16 protein-coding genes are annotated in these 15,504 nt (G+C 57.9%); 11 read left to right on the top strand and 5 right to left on the bottom strand.

Features of this window, described 5'->3' with window-relative positions:
- Positions 1-175: 175 nt before the first annotated feature.
- Positions 176-802, top strand: coding sequence for an RNA polymerase factor sigma-70 (locus tag BUC36_RS01390; protein WP_143186843.1), 627 nt, complete (start codon positions 176-178; stop codon positions 800-802).
- A 6-nt stretch (positions 803-808) separates the two neighbouring features.
- The gene (locus tag BUC36_RS01385) at positions 809-1,021 is read left to right on the top strand and encodes a zf-HC2 domain-containing protein (RefSeq protein WP_073270718.1); all 213 of its coding nucleotides are present in this window, start codon (positions 809-811) and stop codon (positions 1,019-1,021) included.
- A gap of 27 nt (positions 1,022-1,048) precedes the next feature.
- Here the strand turns inward: BUC36_RS01385 and BUC36_RS01380 are convergent, their stop codons facing one another.
- The gene (locus BUC36_RS01380) at positions 1,049-1,501 is read right to left on the bottom strand and encodes a hypothetical protein (protein ID WP_073270716.1); all 453 of its coding nucleotides are present in this window, start codon (positions 1,499-1,501) and stop codon (positions 1,049-1,051) included.
- A 41-nt stretch (positions 1,502-1,542) separates the two neighbouring features.
- Positions 1,543-2,352, bottom strand: coding sequence for a DUF2092 domain-containing protein (locus BUC36_RS01375; protein ID WP_084535450.1), 810 nt, complete (start codon positions 2,350-2,352; stop codon positions 1,543-1,545).
- A gap of 182 nt (positions 2,353-2,534) precedes the next feature.
- On the opposite strand from BUC36_RS01375, the gene BUC36_RS01370 reads away from it, so the two are divergent.
- Positions 2,535-3,122, top strand: a complete 588-nt coding sequence (locus BUC36_RS01370; RefSeq protein ID WP_073270712.1) for an isochorismatase family protein — start codon at positions 2,535-2,537, stop codon at positions 3,120-3,122.
- Between the two features lie 268 nt (positions 3,123-3,390).
- Here BUC36_RS01370 and BUC36_RS01365 read toward each other — a convergent pair whose 3' ends face one another.
- Positions 3,391-4,251 (bottom strand): LysR family transcriptional regulator, encoded by an 861-nt coding sequence (locus tag BUC36_RS01365; RefSeq protein WP_234994855.1) that lies wholly within the window; start codon positions 4,249-4,251, stop codon positions 3,391-3,393.
- A gap of 134 nt (positions 4,252-4,385) precedes the next feature.
- Between BUC36_RS01365 and BUC36_RS01360 the strand changes: the two genes are divergently transcribed.
- The 3 genes from BUC36_RS01360 (at position 4,386) to BUC36_RS01350 (ending at position 6,949) form a co-directional block, all read left to right on the top strand.
- Positions 4,386-5,459, top strand: coding sequence for an alkene reductase (locus tag BUC36_RS01360; protein ID WP_073270708.1), 1,074 nt, complete (start codon positions 4,386-4,388; stop codon positions 5,457-5,459).
- A 9-nt stretch (positions 5,460-5,468) separates the two neighbouring features.
- On the top strand, positions 5,469-6,293 hold the full coding sequence (locus tag BUC36_RS01355) for a pirin family protein (protein WP_073270707.1): 825 nt from the start codon (positions 5,469-5,471) through the stop codon (positions 6,291-6,293).
- 68 nt (positions 6,294-6,361) lie between these two features.
- Positions 6,362-6,949 carry an isochorismatase family protein gene (locus tag BUC36_RS01350; RefSeq protein WP_073270705.1) on the top strand — a complete coding sequence of 196 codons (588 nt, stop codon included), beginning with the start codon at positions 6,362-6,364 and terminating at the stop codon, positions 6,947-6,949.
- A gap of 144 nt (positions 6,950-7,093) precedes the next feature.
- Here the strand turns inward: BUC36_RS01350 and BUC36_RS01345 are convergent, their stop codons facing one another.
- A complete protein-coding gene (locus tag BUC36_RS01345; protein ID WP_073270703.1) occupies positions 7,094-8,572 on the bottom strand; it encodes an amidohydrolase family protein in 1,479 nt (492 codons plus the stop codon).
- A gap of 256 nt (positions 8,573-8,828) precedes the next feature.
- Between BUC36_RS01345 and BUC36_RS01340 the strand changes: the two genes are divergently transcribed.
- The gene (locus BUC36_RS01340) at positions 8,829-9,806 is read left to right on the top strand and encodes a YeeE/YedE thiosulfate transporter family protein (protein WP_073270701.1); all 978 of its coding nucleotides are present in this window, start codon (positions 8,829-8,831) and stop codon (positions 9,804-9,806) included.
- 117 nt (positions 9,807-9,923) lie between these two features.
- On the opposite strand, the gene BUC36_RS01335 is transcribed toward BUC36_RS01340, so the two are convergent.
- On the bottom strand, positions 9,924-10,814 hold the full coding sequence (locus tag BUC36_RS01335) for a LysR family transcriptional regulator (RefSeq protein WP_073270699.1): 891 nt from the start codon (positions 10,812-10,814) through the stop codon (positions 9,924-9,926).
- A gap of 405 nt (positions 10,815-11,219) precedes the next feature.
- Between BUC36_RS01335 and BUC36_RS01330 the strand changes: the two genes are divergently transcribed.
- From BUC36_RS01330 to BUC36_RS01320, 4 genes are read left to right on the top strand one after another with little or no spacing between them, the layout of a single operon-like run.
- Positions 11,220-11,945, top strand: coding sequence for a hydrolase (locus tag BUC36_RS01330; protein WP_084535446.1), 726 nt, complete (start codon positions 11,220-11,222; stop codon positions 11,943-11,945).
- Positions 11,946-12,005: 60 nt separating this feature from the next.
- Positions 12,006-13,769 carry an amidohydrolase gene (locus BUC36_RS01325; protein WP_073270697.1) on the top strand — a complete coding sequence of 588 codons (1,764 nt, stop codon included), beginning with the start codon at positions 12,006-12,008 and terminating at the stop codon, positions 13,767-13,769.
- Positions 13,770-13,772: 3 nt separating this feature from the next.
- Positions 13,773-13,934 carry a pirin family protein gene (locus BUC36_RS18930; protein WP_268778185.1) on the top strand — a complete coding sequence of 54 codons (162 nt, stop codon included), beginning with the start codon at positions 13,773-13,775 and terminating at the stop codon, positions 13,932-13,934.
- Between the two features lie 4 nt (positions 13,935-13,938).
- A complete protein-coding gene (locus BUC36_RS01320; RefSeq protein WP_073270695.1) occupies positions 13,939-15,345 on the top strand; it encodes an alginate export family protein in 1,407 nt (468 codons plus the stop codon).
- Positions 15,346-15,504 lie beyond the last annotated feature (159 nt).

The following is a 15,504-nucleotide window of genomic DNA, read 5'->3' as shown; positions in this document are numbered from 1 at the left end:
GGGAGAGATTCTTACAGCGGTTTTGTTGGGTTGTGTAACAAAAACGCCATTGTCGCCGACCAAGTACAAAAGTGCGCAATCTGGCGGTTCTGTCACAGGCCGGATTCCGCGTCGTGCGAGCACGCGCCGATTTCGGGTAGTATTGCCTGACCCAGTGATTTTCGAGGAAAGGGCATTGAGCGAAAATGCGGCCCCGAATGCCGGCCACACCAGCGGATTGGAAGGATCCCCCCTCAGCGACGAGCAATTCCTGCAGGAACTGCGACAACAGATGCACCGCTTCGCCAGCCTGCAACTCGGCGACCCACAGCTGGCGGAAGACGCCGTGCAGGAGGCATTGGTGGGTGCGATCAAGAACGTGCGCACCTTTGCTGGACGTGCGGCGCTGAAGACCTGGGTGTTCGCCATCCTGAAAAACAAGATTGCCGACAGTCTGCGCCAGCGCCAGCGCTTCGTGGACGCAGATCAGCTCTTGGGCGCGGACAGGGAGGGGCACGACCACGATGAGTTGTTCGATCGGCGCGGACATTGGTTGAAAGATGAGCGGCCGGCGCACTGGGAGGACCCGGAGGCGGCCATTCACGATAAACATTTCTGGCGCGTCTTCGAGTCCTGCCTGAACTATTTACCCGCGCGCCAGGCGCAGGTGTTTATGATGCGCGAGTTTATCGAACTGGAAAGCCACGAGATCTGTGCGGCCGCAGAAATCACGGTCAGCAATCTGAACGTGACATTGCACCGGGCCCGCCTGAGACTGCGGGAGTGTCTCGAGAACAACTGGTTTGGGCGCGAGGAGGGTTAATGCGAAATGAAAAACTGCCGTGAAGTGACCCGCCTGCTTTCTGAATCCCAAGAGCGGGAACTGACGCTTGCCGAGCGCACGAGCCTGAAGTTCCACCTGGCGATGTGCAGTGGTTGTCGAAATTTTGGCAAGCATCTGGGAACGTTGCGAAAAATTGCCCGCTCCTATGCACATGGCGCAGCCGACAGAACAGAAGACAGCGACAATCGCGACAAGTGATCCCGCTGTCGCGGCCGGGCGGCCTCGCTAGCGCGGCGCCGCCACCACCTCATAGGCGATCTGCGTGCCGGTGTAGTGGGGTCGGTACCATTCCGGCCCGCAGTGCTCATAAGTGATCCCACCAACGGAAACCCTCGTGCAATCCGCCGGCAGGCTGTACACCCAGGCGCCGGCCACCGCGGCCGCGCCGGCTGCCGCACCGGCCCAGTAACCCGGGCCGGCATAGGGCCAGTAGCGCGGATAGCGATGTCGATACGGCTGCAGAGGGTGGTTCTCGAACGGGTGCGCGTTGGGGAAGCGCCGCTGGAAATCCCCACCACGGAAGTCCGGGCGGAAACCACCGCCGCCTATGGGCCTGATCGCATTGAAGTGACCGCCGATATTGAAGTGCGCACCGCCACCGGCAAACCTCCCCAGTGCACCAGCCGGCAGGCTTGCCAGCAAAGAGAGCAGGGCGCTGAACAGGAGTAAGCCCGGCAAAATTTTCCGGCAACCAAGCACTGACCGAATGCGATAGCCAATCATTGCTTGCCCTCCTTCTTCGGCGCTATTTTCTTGAACTCAATACGCTGTGTCTCTTTCGGCAGAGCGGGCGTAAACATCTCATCTTTCGCTACCTTGGCCTCGGACCATTTCAGTGTGGCCTCGAAGCGCGGCTTAGCCGGGTCCCGCGTATTCACCGTGGATATCCGCAATGGCAGCGGTTTGTCACCGCTCTTTATCCAGATTTCCCAGTCCAGGTCGGGGCTGCGGAAGGCCCAGTGTTCGGTTTCCTCACCATTCACTTTGGGTTTGCCGACGAGAAAGCCTTCGCGAATGTCTTTCCACGAGTCCTGCGCATGACCCCACTCGACCAGATCTGCTAAAGGCATTTCCACACCATACTCTCTGGCAGCGGTGGCCAGGAACTCTCGCGTGGGTATTGAAGCCTCCAGCTCCGCAAAATAGCCTTCCTCCGGCGCGACCATCGTGAATTTCCTGCCGTTATGAAAGAAGTGCCGCTTCATGGAGTCGGTCACCAATTCCACCCGCAACTTGCCGGGGTGCACGGCCAGATAGCGCACCACACCGCCAATCAACAGCTTCTGCTGATTGTCCAGCACTACATCCGTAGAGATATCCGCATCGAACGCGAGCGTCTTCAACGATGCGAGGTATTTGCCCATTCTTGAAAGGGCAGTGACGGAGTCCGGGTCGACCGCCGGTTCACTCTTTTCGGCTGTCGACTGAGGAGTCTTGTCCGGCGGCTGAGCGCTTGCGGGAGCAATAACGAATGCTCCGGCAACCACCAATATGAAAAGCAGTACCCAGGCAGGGCGGACAACTATCATTTAGGCAAATCTCCTCGAGTAGCGCCAAAAATAGATTGGCGGCTTCAAGAACAGTGTAGAGGACGATTACAGCTGTGGATCTTGTGCAGTCTCTTGACCCGGCTCAAGTGCTGAAGATAGCGATCTACGAATGAAGCACCCTGTGACGACTAATCTAACTTTTAGAATCCAGGAGAATCGCGATGCCTTTCGAGAGATTCACCGCGAGCAACGCCGCACTACTATTGATCGATCATCAGATTGTCACCATGGGCTGGATCAAATCCATTTCCCCTGAAGAAATGAAACGCAATGTTTTGATGCTCGCGCAAACCGCAAGTACTTTGAACATGCCTGTCGTCCTGACCTCCAGTATGGAGGACCTGGGCCTGGGCTCGCTGCTCAGTGAGCTTGAATCGACCTTGCCGGACGCTTTCGCTGCGCGCATCAAGCGTGTCGGTGTCGTCAACGCGATGGATGACAAAAATTTTGCCGCGTCCGTCAAAAGCATTGGACGCAAGAAGCTCATCCTTGCCGGCGCTACTAACGATGTCGGCACAGTTTTCCCGGCATTGACCCTGGAAGGCGAGGGCTACGATGTGCAGGTAGTCGCCGACGCCGGCGGATCATCGAGCAAAATGGCTGACGATATGGCGCTGCGACGCATGGAGCAGGCCGGGGTCGTCCTGACGGGTACCAACCAAATCATTGCGGAACTGGCTGGCGACTGGAGCACACCTGAAGGTAGCCAGATCATTCAAGAGGTCATCATGCCGGGACTGCTGGGATGAAGGCGGTAACGACCGTCCGTTGATCCCGGATCATGAAGCTAGATGGTTCTCTTCGCCCGAGTGAAGTTAATGGAGGAGGGGGTAGACCCTCGCTCATCTACCGCTTTGCCGCGAGCTTCGCGGGCATTAACTACTCCGCCAGTGAGGACCTCGATCAACCGAGGCTTTACTAAAGTTCAATTCGCGAACGAAGTTCACCACGTCACTCGACAAGACATCTATCTCCGACTGCAGCACTGCTTCCTAAGAGAAACCCGTCGATAGCGCGTCACCCAATCTGCCCCAGGCGTTCGCGCAAAAACTCAATAAAACGCTGTGTTTTTGCCGGCAGCAGCCGGGTTTCGGTGAGGGCGTAGACAGAAACCGGGGTGCCGCGCCAGTGCGGTAATAAGGGACACAAACGACCGCTGGCCAGATCCTCGGCGACGATTTGTTCCGGTACAAGAATTACACCCATATCGAGCGTAGCCAGCCGCCGGGTCATCCCTACATTGTTGAGCACAAAGCGGCCGCCGACAGCGACTTCGATCGTCTCGGTGTCGCTGTGCAGGGTCCACAATCTACTTTGCGGAAAACCAATGCATTCATGCTGATCGAGGTCGGAAGGGTGCGCGGGCTCACCGGCGCGCTCGATGTAACCCGGCGAGGCATAGAGCTTACCCGGCAGGTTGGCAAGTTTTCGCGCAATCAGGTTTGAGTCCGGCGGCTCACCCATGCGGATGGCAACATCGAACCGTTCACTGACCAGGTCGATCTTGCGCGGTGTCACGTCGAATTCGAAGTTGATACCGGGGTAGAGCCCGGCAAATTCCACAATCAGCGGCACGAGGAATATGGTCGCGAAGTCCACCGGCAGAGAGGCCCGCAGGAGACCGGTCGGTTGCGCCAGCATCTCGCCGAGCTGTTCGTGGGCCAGCCGTGCCTCTTCGACAATGCGCTTGCAGCTCTCGTAGTACAGCTGGCCAGCCTCGGTCAGTTCGATTTTACGCGTTGTCCGATTCAGTAGCCGCAGCCCGATCGCCTTCTCCAGCCCGCTGATCCGCCTCGACACGGTTGAATTGGGGATACCCGTCGCGTCTGCCGCTCCGCGGAAGCTCATGGCTTTGGCAACCTCTACAAACAGCGCCATGTCATTCAGCAATTCCAACAGATTGCTCCATATATGGACTAATCATTTCCATTTTAGCGCATTTATCCCACGCCAGACTTGCTCGATGATGCACAACTGAAGTCGAGAGTACCCATACCAGTGAGGAGTACGATATGAGCAAGACATTCACTTCCGTCCAGGTTGGACGCTATACGTTGCCCAATCGCCTAGTCATGGCGCCGATGACGCGCTCTCGCGCCCAGTTCGATGGCTCTCCGGGGGAGCTCGCCGCTGAGTACTACGCGCAGCGCGCCAGCATTGGCCTGATTGTCACCGAGGGGGCCCAGCCCTCCGATGATGGCCAGGGTTACCTGACCACGCCCGGTATTTACACCGATGACCACGTGGCAGGCTGGAAAAGAATTAGCGATGCCGTACATGAAAAGGGCGGACATCTCTTTGTCCAGTTGATGCATGCAGGCCGTATGTCGCACCCAGATAATACGCCGCATCACCGCCAGGGTGTTGCGCCTTCCGCCATCGCTCCGGGAGCGGAAATGTTCACGGCCACAGGCATGCAGGAGATCCCCGAGCCCCGCGCCCTCACTGCCGAAGAAGTGCGCCAGACCGTAGCTGATTTTCGTTTTGCCGCGCGGCGGGCGATCGAAGCTGGAGCCGATGGGGTGGAGATCCACGGCGCCAACGCCTATCTGGTGCAGCAGTTCTTTGCGCCCAGTGCCAATAACCGCACCGATGAGTACGGCGGCACTATCGAGAATCGCGCTCGCTTCGCCATCGAGGTCGCGACGGCCATTGCTGACGAAATTGGTGCAGACAGAACCGCGATTCGACTCTCGCCAGGCACCATGCTCTGGGGAATCGATGAAGGGGAAGAGGGGCCGCAGCTCTACCGCTATCTGGTGGCAGAGCTGAACAAACTAAAGCTGGCCTACCTGCACATCATGGATCAGGGCGATGAGTCATTGTTGCTGCATATCCGCGAAGCGTGGCAGCAGCCGCTGATTGTTAACCGCCCCGGTCGCCTGCGCGATCAGATTGGTAGCGATTTAATGTCGGGCCTGGCGGACTTGGAGGCCTATGGACAGATGGTATTGGCTAACCCGGATTTTGTTGAGCGCCTCAAGGTCGATGCTCCGCTGAATGAAGCGGACCGCAATACCTACTTCGGTGGCAGTGAAACTGGCTACACCGACTATCCTGCTCTGGCTGTGGCTGTAAGCGCCTGAGGAACCTTTGTGAACGCCATTGCTCACCTGCATCGCGAAAGTCGGGGAAATCATTTTCGCGCCCGCAGTCTGCGCAGCGCCGATCCAGCACTTATCGATCCGTTCCTCGGCATCGACCACGCCCGGATCAGCGCGCCGACTTTCCCCGCGCATCCGCATGCCGGTTTTTCCGCGGTTTCCTATGTCTTCGCCGATTCAGAAACTGGCATCGCGAATCGCGATTCCCTCGGAAACCGGAACCTGATCCTGCCCGGTGGCCTCCATTGGATGGCCGCCGGGCGAGGTGTGGTGCACGAGGAAGTCCCGGTCGAAATCGGCAAGGCGGCACATATGCTGCAGATCTTCATCAACTTGCCCCGTGAAGCGCAGTCTGCAGAACCCTTTACCATGAATTTGCCCCCACAGGATGTACCGGAAGTGCACCTGTCCGGCGCGAGGATTCGAAATCCGCTCGGCAGTTTTGGCGAGAAAGCTTCACCAATTTCGCCGCCGACCGATGTCAGCTTGTTCGATATCTCACTGGAAGAGGGTGTCTCACTCACGCTGCCAGTGGGGGCAGGGCAGAACGCATTCGTTATGCCGATTGATGGCAATGCTGTGGTAGATGGGCATCACCTCGGCGGCAATGACCTCACCGCATTGCTTTCCCCGGCAAAGCTCGAAGCGAGCGAGATCGGGATACTGGCTGGCGAAAGCGGCTTTAGGGCGGTGCTCTTTGCCGGGCGGCCTCTGCGCCTACCAGTGTACTGGCGGGGTCCGATGGCAATGGCGTCTACGGCAGCCCTGGACGCCGCTACAGCCGCCTATCAACGAGGCGACTTTGGCACAATTTGATTTTGATGTGGCCGCTTGGCAGCCTTAAATTGACTTGCGGCTGCCCCTCAAGCAGCAGGAGAATCGCAATGCATCTCGACAGATTCACCGGCGAGAACGCCGCGCTACTGCTGATCGATCACCAGGTCGGCACCATGGGTTGGGTCAAGTCCATCCCCTTTGAAGAGATGAAGCGCAATGCGTTGATGCTGGCGCAGACCGCAGCCATTCTGGATATGCCCGCCGTACTGACCTCCAGCATGGAGGACCAGGCCCAGGGACCACTGCTCAGTGAGCTGGAATCGATCCTGCCGGACGCCTTCGCCGCGCGCGTCAAGCGCCTCGGTATTGTTAACGCTATGGATGACAAAGATTTTGCCGCAGCCGTAAAGGGCACCGGTCGCAAGAAGCTCATCCTTGCCGGCGTCACCAATGATGTCTGTACGGTTTACCCGGCGTTGACCCTGGAGAGTGAGGGCTACGATGTGCAGGTGGTCGCCGACGCAGGCGGATCGCCGAGCAAGATGGCGGACGATATGGCGTTGCGGCGCATGGAACAGGCCGGCGTGGTCCTGACCAGCACCAATCAAGTCATTGCGGAACTGGTGGGTGACTGGAGTACACCGGAAGGTAGCCAGATCGTTCAGCAGGTCGTCATGCCAGCACTGTTAGGGTGAAAGCGGTAACTACCGTCCGCTCATCCCGGATCGTGAGGCTTGACGCTTCTTCGCCCCAGCGAAGTCTAATGGAGGGGAGGGGGGCACCTCGTTCATCTACCTCTTTACCCGCAATTCCCCGGCCCCCCTTTGCTAGCCGGCACCTCAATGAGCCGAGGCTTCACTAAAACCAGAATCGCGAACGTAGTTCACTACATCACTCGATAAGACTTCTATGTCCGCTTTTGTGAACAGACGTCCATTGGCCACTACCGCATGGATCCGGCGCGTGTTGCGAATTTCGTCAAGGGGATTTCCTTCGAGTAGGACCAGATCAGCAATCTTGCCAACTTCAACTGTACCCATCTCATTCTGAAGATTCAGATAAATAGCAGGGTTAAGAGTGGCTGTACGCAGGGCCTGGAACGGGGTCAAGCCGGCCCCAACCAACTGCTCCAGCTCTTCGTGGAGACTGTATCCCGGATAGATTCCCCACCAGTTTGCGTCGGTTCCCGCTAAAAGGCCCACACCAGCCTGCTCCATCTCAAAGACTATGCGGCCCAGCAGGTTCCTGAGTTTCGAAGAATCGGGATCCTTGCCAAAAAATGCCAGCTCCCAGTCCTGCCATTGCAGCCACTGGTCCCGAAGCTTCGCCGATACATATTGATTCTTCGGGTCTAACGGCCAGGTATGGACGCGCTCATGGTTATAAATAATCAACGTCGGAACGTGCCAGGTTTCGTTAGCTTCGAAAGTCGCAAAAAGACCCTTACAGCGACGGGCGTCGTACCGACGGATCATCTCTTGTAGAGCTGCATTGGCAAGATCGACGTCGCCTTGCAATTTTACTCTCAGGTCATCGCGGATTTGTTTGCCTCCACCAGTGCATTCCTCAATAACACCGAATAGATGCTCAATGGATTCTTGTCCGGCATTTGACGCTTCGGTGGCAGTAATTGCGCCTGGAACATGCCCAACGAGCCCAATTTGCTGCTTCTGCGCCTCAGCGGCCAAGGCAAAGTACACGTCTCGAGCAACCAGATTGTGCACCTTGATAAAATTTACGCCACGCGCGGCTTCCATTTGAACGAATGCTTGAGCCTGATCGGGGGTTGAAGGCCGCCAAGGATCGGTCTCTCGCGGGTCTGCTGGAGAGCTTCCTACGATGTAGCTGGAAGAAAACATCCTTGGCCCAATCTGCCGGCTTGATTCAATATCCTTTTGCCACTGTCGAATCTGGGCGATTGGCGCATCGACAGCGTCACAAGGTTCGGGACAGTCTCCCTGCAGGATACGAAGCCCGGTGACACCATGCGCGATAAACATTGGCAATATGCTTTTCCGACTCATCTCATCGGAGCCGATATGCGCGTGCATATCCCACATTCCAGGAATGAGGAATTTGCCGCTACCGTCGAGGACCTGGGTTGCCTCTAAAAGCGGCTCACTACCAGCGCTGGAGATCGCCGTGATCCTATTGCCCTCAATGAGTACGCGCCGATGCTCGCCAATCGATCCCGTCGCAATATCGATGATGGATACATTTTCTATCGCTATAGCAGGGGCCTGCTGGCCGAGAGCAGGGCTAGATGACAACAAAACATAAGTGAAAATCGTTAGGAACGGCAGGGAAATTGGTTTCATAGCCGGCATTTCTTGTTGTTTATTGTCGAGAAGGGTGTGTTTAGCCAGCGGCTGGCATCGCACAAGCATATCCCAAGGAGAGTAACCGCCATACCACATTTAACATAATCTATATTATGCGCACGTAGTGATGGGCAAGGGTGGCTGCCAATGTGTGCCCAACCAAGGCGCGATTCGGCATAGCAGCGCCCCCCTGGCGAAATTGCGCTAGCCTCTAAATGCTCTTGTGCTGTATCGATTACGGTCCCGCTGGCTGATGAATCTGTCCGACTTTGTGTTTTTCGCCTTGGTGGCCGTGCTCAGCCTATTTGCGGGCCTGGTGACACAACGCGGCTCACTGTGCGCGGTCGCCGCCATTGAAGAAGTCATTCAGAAAAAACGCTGGACACGCTTCAACAGTTTTCTGCATTGCTCCGGTTGGTCCATGCTGTTGCTGGGCGCTTTCCAATATTTAGGTTACTCGCATCCGCTACTCGAGGCTGGCGGTCTGAATGTAATTCCTGGGCATGATTGGATATTGCCAATATTCGGTGGCGCGCTATTCGGCGTCGGCGCCACCATCAATGGCAGTTGCGCTTTTGGCACAGTGGCACGCCTCGGCAGCGGCGACCTGTCCTTCGCCCTCACCCTCGCAGCAATTGCCGCCGGCTATGGCACACTCGAGTTCACGCTGGATACGCAGCCCATAGCGTCTTTATCAAGCAACCAGCAAGACAATGCGGCCGCGACTTGGCTGTTGCGAGCCGGACTGGCCCTGATGGCATTGTTGAACCTGCGCGAGCTGATTCATCTCCGGGCCTGGCGAGCGCACGTCTGGTCCCACGGAGTCTGGCATCCGGCGCTCGCTGTATGGGCGTTGATGTTGTGCAACATTTCGCTCTTGATGCTGGCGGGACAGTGGCCGGGAATCACTACCCCCATCAGCGGGTATGGTGCAATCAGCTGGCTGGTTCTGGTGCTACTGATTGCCGGCGCCGTCTTGGGCGGCGTTACCGCCGAGCGATTCTCGATTGTTCCGATTGCAGTGCGTCCCGCCCTGCGTCGAGTCGTCGGTGGCTATATGATGGGCGTGGCAGTTGCCATAGTGCCGGGCGGCAACACCAGGCTGATCTTGGTAGACCTGCCATCGTTGCACTGGCACGGCGCGCAGGCCTACGCTGCGATGGTCATCGCGATTGCAGTTTCGCTGATTTTTGCCGGATGGTTTAGAAAGATTCAGTCAGAAGAAAAATGAAATAACGCATAAGTATTTCTGGTCTCGTGAGAATTGGCTCAAACCTCTATTGGTATTGCAGCGAAATCCGGGCGGCGGTTAGCTGCAATGCGTTCGCTGCTCTCTGGCCGAAATAATTTACGTAGGCATATCCATCGTCTGGTAACGCAATTCACCCAGCAGCTCTCGAGCGGCTGGACCAAGGCTGTCACTATCCGCGTAGTTCAAATAGAACGGCACAGTCCGGCGACTCCCCCGCTCCAGGTTAAGCGGCAGCAACAAGCCCTCATCCAAGTACTGCTGAATAGAAGGTAACGGCAGCCACGCATAGCCGAGTCCCTTACACACCAAATCGACAGAGGTTCGCATATGGCTTACCGTCCAGCGTTGCTCCGAGCCAAGCCAGCCCGCGCTTACTGAGGCTCCTGTGCTGGAATCCCGCACGACAATCTGACGGTGCGTTTTCAAGTCTTCATTGGTGAGTGGGCGTCCCAGCAGATGCAATGGGTGCCCTTGGTTTGCCACCGCAACAAACTCCACCTGGCAGATTTCTTCATTCAAGCCGCTATCCATCATGATCGGTGATATGCCCAATGTGGCGCGCCTCTCTGCGATTGCTTCGTTGGCACCAGACAAGACTGTCTCCACCACTTCTACTTTGAGTTGCGGAAACTTTATGGAAATGCTTTCTAGAACACAGAAAACCAACTCCTGGGGAAAGGCGCTGTCCACAGCGATACTCAGGCTCGCCTCCACACCTGTGCTCAGCGACTCGGCGACTGTTTCAATGCGTTCAACTTCTTCGAGCAGGAACCTGCCGCGACGCAGCAGTAATTCGCCATTGTCGGTGAGGATGGCCTTGCGCCCTTCCAGTCTAAACAGGGGCGTGCCGAGGCTCTCTTCCAGTTTGCCGACTGCGTGGTGCACCGTGGACTGGCTCTTGTGAACCGCTTGGGCGGCCTGGCTGAACCCTCCGTAATCCACTACGGCCTTGAACATGCGCCACTGTTCCAGGGTTGTCTTTTGCATGAATAGTCCTTTGGGAATTTTTCAAATCGTAGGAAATGATAGGTCCTGTCACTCTGGGGGCTCGAAAAGGACTGTATGACCATCTCCAACCAGATCGTGACAGCCTAACCTCTATTGATTAGAAAAAAATAAGATAAAAATTAAAGATAGATTCTACAAAATAGAAAGATCATTTTTGGTGGAAGTTCGCTTGTGCTGCGCCCCCTCCTCTATCGGCTCTCATTTCGCACTCACAGGCCCAAACCGCCGCGGAAGCCCCATGCCCCGGGCTTTTTCTAAATTTTCGAAACACACCCTCGGATTTATCAAATTTTCACCCCGCCGCAGCGCCAGTAATCTGCGCCCCGACGGTCAGTGATGACCACACAGAACGCTTATTAGCGAACAACCTTTGAGGAAACGACTATGGGTATCATCAGCAAGAAATTCAAAGCGGCGATCGCGGCTGTCGGCCTGATCACCGCGGCTTCCGCTTCTGTCCAGGTACAGGCCGCTGCGCCGGCCAAGAGCCTTCTGACTCCGGATAACCACACGGTGATCCTGATCGACCACCAGCCGCAGATGGCCTTCGCCACCCGCTCCCACGGCGTGCAGGACGTTCGCAACAATGTGACTGGCCTGGCCAAGTCCGCCAAGGCGTTTAATGTGCCGACCATCCTGACCACCGTGGCCTCCAAGTCCTTCAGTGGTCCCCTCTTCCCGGAGCTGCAGGCGGTCTTCCCGAAACAGACCCCGATCGACCGGACTACCATGAATACTTGGGAAGATGACCGCGTCGTGAATGTGGTCAAGAAGCACAAGAACAAGAAACTGGTGATTGCCGCCCTGTGGACTGAAGTCTGCGGTGTTGGCCCGGTACTGTCCGCAATCGAAGACGGCTACGACGTTTACTTCGTCACCGACGCATCCGGCGGTGTCAGCAAAGAAGCCCACGACATGGCGGTACAGCGCATGATCCAGGCCGGTGCCAAACCGATCACCTGGGTACAGTACCTGCTGGAACTGCAGCGCGACTGGGCTCGTGGCGAAACGTACGCGGCCGTAACCAACATCGCCAAGGAACACGCCGGTGGCTACGGTCTGGGCATCATCTACGCTAAAGAGATGTTCAGCGCCAAAGAAGGCCAGTAAATCGCCAAGACGCCCCGGCCCGCTCCGGGGCGTTTTCGTTACCGAAAAGGAGAAAACTGTATGAAAGCCCTACCCCACCTCCTTCTTGCCCTCGGCATCAGCTGCGCCACCTCCGCACTGGCGGCGCCGGACCTCATTGTCACCAATGCCAAGGTCACAAGTTTTCAGGGTGGCGAAAACCTGACCGCATTCGCCGTGGAAGACGGCGTTTTCACCGCGGTGAGCAAGGACGCCGCCAGCCTGCTGGCGGACAAAGACAAGGACACCAAAGTCATCGACGCCGGAGGGCGCCGCGTGATTCCCGGACTCAATGACTCCCATCTGCACGTGGTGCGCGGTGGCCGCTTTTACAACAGCGAAACCCGCTGGGAAGGTATCGACAGCCTTGAGGAGGCACTGAATCTCGTCCGCGAACAGGCCAAGCGCACACCCAAGGGCCAGTGGGTGCGGGTAATCGGCGGCTGGTCCCCCTACCAGTTCAAGGAAAAGCGTATGCCTACTGTTGCGGAACTCAACAAGGCCGCGCCGGATACGCCCGTCTTTGTACTCTTCCTCTATTCGGGTGGTCTGCTCAACAAGGCCGGCATGGAGGCACTGGGCATAGACCGAGACAGCGTGGCGCCGGAAGGCAGCCGCTATGAGCGCGACGCGGACGGCAACCCCACCGGACGACTAATCGCCGACCCCAACCCGATGATCCTTTACCGCACCATCGGTGCCCTGCCGCCGCTGGACGGGAAGCAGCAGTACAACTCCTCCATCCAGTTCTACCGCCACCTGCTGAGCCTGGGTGAAACCAGTGCCGTGGATGCCGGCGGCGGCGGTCACCAGTTCCCCAAGGACTACGAAGCCTCGACAAAGCTGGCGAAGGACGGCGAGCTGCCGATGCGCGTGTCCGCTTTCCTTTTCCCGCAGAAGCCGGGCGAGGAGCGCAAGCAGTTTGAAGAGTGGATGGCCGACTACCACCACGACCAGAACTTTCACAGCGACCACGATAACGGCTATGTGATCGAGGGCGGTGGTGAGCTGCTGGTGTGGTCCGGCTCCGACTACGAGAATTTCACCTCCGGCCGCCCGGACCTCAAAGACCAGGCGGAAGAGGAGCTGGAAGAGGTGGTCCGCTTGCACGTGAAGAATGGCTGGCCCTTCCGCATCCACGCCACCTACGACGAGTCCATCGGGCGCATGCTCAATGTGCTGGAAAAGGTCAACGAGACCCAGCCGCTGAGCAAGGTGCGCTGGGCCTTCGACCACGCGGAAACCGTGTCCGACAAGAACCTCGAGCGGATCAAGGCGCTGGGCGGCGGTATCGCGGTGCAGGGGCGCATGGCCTTCGCCGGTGAATACTTTATCGAGCGCTACGGCGAAGAAGCCGCGCGCCGCTCCCCGCCGATGCGCAAGATGCTGGACATGGGCATTCCCGTGGGCCTGGGCACCGACGGCACCCGCGTGTCCAGCTTCAATCCCTGGGCCACCTACTACTGGGCCGTGTCCGGACGCACCGTCGGCGGCACCGAGCTGTATGACGCGGACAACCGCCTCGATCGCCTCACCGCACTGGAGCTGTTCACTAAGGGTTCCGCCTGGTTCTCCGGCGAGGAAAACAGCAAGGGCGACATTGCGCCGGGCATGGTGGCGGACTTCGCGATCCTCGACCGCGACATCCTCAAGGTGCAAGAACGCGAGCTACTGGATACCGGCGCCGACCTCACCGTGGTCAACGGCGAAATCCAGTATGCCTCCGACGCCTTTCCGCAATACCGCAAACCGGCCCTGCGCGCCCTTCCGGAGTGGTCACCGGTGAACTACATGGACCGGCGTTAGACCATGCGCCCTAGCCGGCACACTTGGATGCAGGTCACCTGCGGCACCATCACCCAGTTCGGTCACCGACTCGAATCGGGTGGTGGTGCCGCGGTCAGCGGCGAGCACAAGCTGGAACTGCACAGCGTTCGCGGCGCGGAGCTGCTGCTGTTCGATCTCGCCTGACGCCATGCGCTACGAAACTACTGCGATAGCAGCCATCGCACTCCTAATCGGTGAGCCGGGGATTGCCCAGGAGGGGGAGCCCCCGGCCATCGAGAAGCTGCGCTTTGACGAAGACTATTCGTACTTGCGCACTGTGCCGCGGCCATATAGCTGGCCGGATTGCTGGAAGTACATCCCGTTCGACGACGACCCCGACCGCTACCTGACCATCGGCGGCGAGGTGCGGCAGCGCTACGAGTACACCAATAACCCGACCTACGGCCAGGATCCGCAAGACAAGCGTGGCGTCTTGCTGCAGCGCTACTCCCTGTTTGGCGATCTGCACTGGAACCGCCATCTGCGTTTTTTTGGCCAGCTCACCAGTGCGCTCGAGGCCGGACGCGCGGAAGGCTCCAGCCCCGTGGACGAAGACAAGCTCGAGTGGCAGAACGCCTTCGTCGACCTGAGCCCGGGCGGAAGGGATGGTCGCGAAGCGACGCTGCGCCTGGGGCGCCAGGAGATAGTACTCGGCTCCGGGCGCCTGGTGGACGTCCGTGAGGGGCCCAATGTGCGGCGCACCTTCGATGGGGGCCGCGGCTTCGTCATTGGCGAGGGCTGGCGAGTGGATGTCGTCGCTGCGCGGCCGCGGCTCGACCGTCGCGGCGTCTTCGACGACAAGACCAACAACACCCAGGCGCTCTGGGGCATTTACAGCGTTTTCCAAAAACCACTGCCCCCTTTCGGAAACCTGCGCGGCAATCTTGATCTCTACTACCTGGGTTACGAAAACGAAGATTCGACTTATGTCCAGGGCACCGAGCATGAAGATCGACACTCCTTCGGCGCCCGCTACTGGGGTGACGCGGGCAACTGGTCCTGGAACTGGGAGACCCTATATCAGTTCGGCCGTTTTGGCAGCGGCGACATCAACGCCTGGACCCTGGCCACGGAGACGACTCATCGGTGGGCAGACATCCACTGGCAGCCCGCCGTGAAGATCAGCATCAATATTGCCAGCGGTGACGACGATCTGGACGATAGCGATCTGGGTACATTCAACCCGCTCTACCCTCGCGGAAACTACTTTTCCGAAGCGGCAGTATTCGGCCCCCGCAACTTTTACAACTTCCACACGTTTCTCTACCTGCAGCCGATAGAGGCACTGGCTCTCACTGTGGACTTGAATTTTTTTTGGCGCCTGGAGACTGAGGATGGGCTCTACAGCCCCGCCGGCCAGATAATTCGCGGGCCGGACGACAGCGATGCGCACTTCGCAGCTACCGCGCTTTCGCTAACCGCCGAGTATACGTTCTGCCGCGGCCTGGTATTCACCGCGATACATACTTTTGGCAAGCCAGAGAAATTCCTGCGTGAAACCGCGCCTTCGGAGGATCTCGGCTTTACGGAACTTACACTACAGTATCGGTTTTAACCCGATCGTATTTCCGGGCACGTCCTAAAATTTGGAGGATATCGTCATTGAGTATCTGCTTTCTACATTCAATATCTCCCCAATCGGCACCTAGATGTATGAATGCACTAGAGCTCGACTTTGATACCGGTGCGGCGGCGAATACTGTTCATATCGGAT

Origin of the sequence: Microbulbifer donghaiensis, from assembly GCF_900129095.1 — a bacterium.
Lineage (GTDB): Bacteria > Pseudomonadota > Gammaproteobacteria > Pseudomonadales > Cellvibrionaceae > Microbulbifer > Microbulbifer donghaiensis.
Note: the sequence above shows the minus strand (reverse complement) of the source record. Positions and strands in the feature narration are given on the sequence as shown.

Coding starts and splice junctions, on each gene's coding strand:
- BUC36_RS01325 (WP_073270697.1), top strand. CDS start 12,006: ATGAAAGCCCTACCCCACCTCCTTCTTGCCCTCGGCATCAGCTGCGCC.
- BUC36_RS01320 (WP_073270695.1), top strand. CDS start 13,939: ATGCGCTACGAAACTACTGCGATAGCAGCCATCGCACTCCTAATCGGT.
- BUC36_RS01370 (WP_073270712.1), top strand. CDS start 2,535: ATGCCTTTCGAGAGATTCACCGCGAGCAACGCCGCACTACTATTGATC.
- BUC36_RS01385 (WP_073270718.1), top strand. CDS start 809: ATGAAAAACTGCCGTGAAGTGACCCGCCTGCTTTCTGAATCCCAAGAG.
- BUC36_RS01375 (WP_084535450.1), bottom strand. CDS start 2,352: ATGATAGTTGTCCGCCCTGCCTGGGTACTGCTTTTCATATTGGTGGTT.
- BUC36_RS01360 (WP_073270708.1), top strand. CDS start 4,386: ATGAGCAAGACATTCACTTCCGTCCAGGTTGGACGCTATACGTTGCCC.
- BUC36_RS01345 (WP_073270703.1), bottom strand. CDS start 8,572: ATGAAACCAATTTCCCTGCCGTTCCTAACGATTTTCACTTATGTTTTG.
- BUC36_RS01335 (WP_073270699.1), bottom strand. CDS start 10,814: ATGCAAAAGACAACCCTGGAACAGTGGCGCATGTTCAAGGCCGTAGTG.
- BUC36_RS01340 (WP_073270701.1), top strand. CDS start 8,829: ATGAATCTGTCCGACTTTGTGTTTTTCGCCTTGGTGGCCGTGCTCAGC.
- BUC36_RS18930 (WP_268778185.1), top strand. CDS start 13,773: ATGCGCCCTAGCCGGCACACTTGGATGCAGGTCACCTGCGGCACCATC.
- BUC36_RS01330 (WP_084535446.1), top strand. CDS start 11,220: ATGGGTATCATCAGCAAGAAATTCAAAGCGGCGATCGCGGCTGTCGGC.
- BUC36_RS01350 (WP_073270705.1), top strand. CDS start 6,362: ATGCATCTCGACAGATTCACCGGCGAGAACGCCGCGCTACTGCTGATC.
- BUC36_RS01365 (WP_234994855.1), bottom strand. CDS start 4,251: ATGGCGCTGTTTGTAGAGGTTGCCAAAGCCATGAGCTTCCGCGGAGCG.